The organism is Arsenophonus endosymbiont of Bemisia tabaci Q2, assembly GCF_902713415.1.
In the GTDB taxonomy this organism is placed as follows: Bacteria; Pseudomonadota; Gammaproteobacteria; order Enterobacterales; family Enterobacteriaceae; genus Arsenophonus.
In genome coordinates this window covers 1-1,245 of the sequence record NZ_CACTIE010000296.1, presented here as the reverse complement: position 1 = coordinate 1,245, position 1,245 = coordinate 1, and the positions used below count along the sequence as shown (strand labels likewise).

Annotated in this window: 2 protein-coding genes; one reads left to right on the top strand and one right to left on the bottom strand. The window is 35.7% G+C overall.

Going from position 1 to position 1,245, the window contains the following annotated elements:
• Positions 1-353 precede the first annotated feature (353 nt).
• Positions 354-764 (top strand): hypothetical protein, encoded by a 411-nt coding sequence (locus tag ARSQ2_RS11460; protein WP_181995360.1) that lies wholly within the window; start codon positions 354-356, stop codon positions 762-764.
• Here ARSQ2_RS11460 and ARSQ2_RS11455 read toward each other — a convergent pair.
• Positions 717-854, bottom strand: coding sequence for a hypothetical protein (locus tag ARSQ2_RS11455; protein WP_181995359.1), 138 nt, complete (start codon positions 852-854; stop codon positions 717-719). The genes ARSQ2_RS11460 and ARSQ2_RS11455 overlap by 48 nt on opposite strands.
• Positions 855-1,245: the final 391 nt, after the last annotated feature.

The following is a 1,245-nucleotide window of genomic DNA, read 5'->3' as shown; positions in this document are numbered from 1 at the left end:
CTCTGTAAGGCTCATGACCATCAATTGGCGTTGATAGTGATGATATTCCAAACTAAACGGAGTATCTGTTATGTCTAATCTCAATACCTCCATATCTAATCTGACCCCAGAAGTAATTGGCAAATCTGGCCGTCCTATCAAAAAAACTAAAGACGTTGCAGTCTCTTTCGTTAAACAGCATCAGCAGGTAACTCAAAAGGTAGAATCCCTTGAATGCTCAGAATAATTTTTAACCAGCAATTTTTAGCTGGTTAATTATGAATATAATGGGAACACCTACAAAATGTATGAAATGACCAAAGACGGCTTCGTATTCTTGCTGATGGGGATTCACGGGTAAGAAAGCGGCAGCCTTGAAAGAAGCTTATATTGCTGAATTTAACCGCATGGAAGCAGAACTCATAGCCAGACGTTATCAGAGTATTAACAATCTATCTAGTTCAGAAGATCTCATTGTATTAGTGGATAAATTACAGAAAGTCATCCACGAGGGTGAGTTTATTCCAGCTAGTCAGGCCATCCATGAATATAACCTACCCAAAACAGGTAAAACCCTCTCCAATATCATCAATGATTTTATCAACTATCCCAAGAAAGATACGCTTCATATCTTCTTAGCCTGGCTAAAAAAAGATGGTCATAACGTTGAAGAAGCAGAACGGGTATTAGAGTATATCCGCGCCGAAATGAAAAACATAACGTTAGCCATTGCTAAGCTACGTACTTATGCTCAGTATGTCGAGCATGTAGTCAGTCAACTCTAAAGTATAGCTAAGCGTCTTAATTTTGATTACAAAAATATATGTTTTTCTCGAATATAAATTTACTGATATAGAGTAATTACTTGTAATCATTTTAAAGTTGCCTAGCTATACAGAGCACCGAAAATCCGGTGCTTTTTAATAAATATAACAAATATGTTTATTTTTTTCGCTAAAACCCATTGAAAATGATCTTTTATGGTTTATTATTTATGTATAAATACCAAATCGGTTAATGTTTTTTAACAATATAGAAAGTCGGAATGTACAGCGAGTTATTTCTGTATGAGTGCAAGTATGCATGTTACACAGGGCGCGTCCGCTCTGCGTAAGACAAAGCAGTCAAGGGACAAACAGTATAATAACAGACTGTACAAACGCAAAAAATACTCACCATAGGTCATTCGCAGAGTAATTTATGGTGAGTATATAACGACCTCTTCAAAAGAGGTTTTTTTAATGCGAAAAAAAATAACCAATTAGT

What these genes read in the sequence shown, in the direction of transcription:
- ARSQ2_RS11455 (WP_181995359.1), bottom strand. Translation starts at nt 854, where the DNA reads ATGATTACAAGTAATTACTCTATATCAGTAAATTTATATTCGAGAAAA.